The organism is Siminovitchia acidinfaciens, assembly GCF_003605385.1.
In the GTDB taxonomy this organism is placed as follows: domain Bacteria; phylum Bacillota; class Bacilli; order Bacillales; family Bacillaceae_C; genus Siminovitchia; species Siminovitchia acidinfaciens.
This window is the reverse complement of the sequence record NZ_QYTV02000029.1, coordinates 1-314: the sequence shown is the minus strand read 5'-3', so window position 1 is coordinate 314 and position 314 is coordinate 1. Positions and strand designations below refer to the sequence as shown.

1 other RNA gene is annotated in these 314 nt (G+C 49.0%); it reads right to left on the bottom strand.

The features are described 5' to 3' along the window. Positions 1–314: a transfer-messenger RNA gene (gene ssrA, locus D4T97_RS20330) on the bottom strand; the annotation flags it as partial.

Sequence of the window (314 nt, the reverse complement as noted above, 5' to 3'; positions counted from 1 at the left end):
GCATCCTTGGTACTACATGCTTAGTCGATCTTTAAATTCACCAGTAACCTGCGAACCGACACGCTAGTTAAAGGCTAACCTGAATTATAATTCGCCGTTCATCTCTCAGGTGGGAAAATCCGGGCTAGCGCGTTTGGGTTTGATCTCTCGTTATTCCCCGTCTTACGTGCGGAAGCTAGGGCGAGAGAGCTCTGAGCAGGTTATTAAGCTGCTAGTGCGTAGTTTTCGTCGTTTGCGACTATTTTTTTGCGGCTTTTTACGTGGCCAACCGCCCCACGGCATGCACCTCAGACTGCAAAATTCCTGTCGAATCC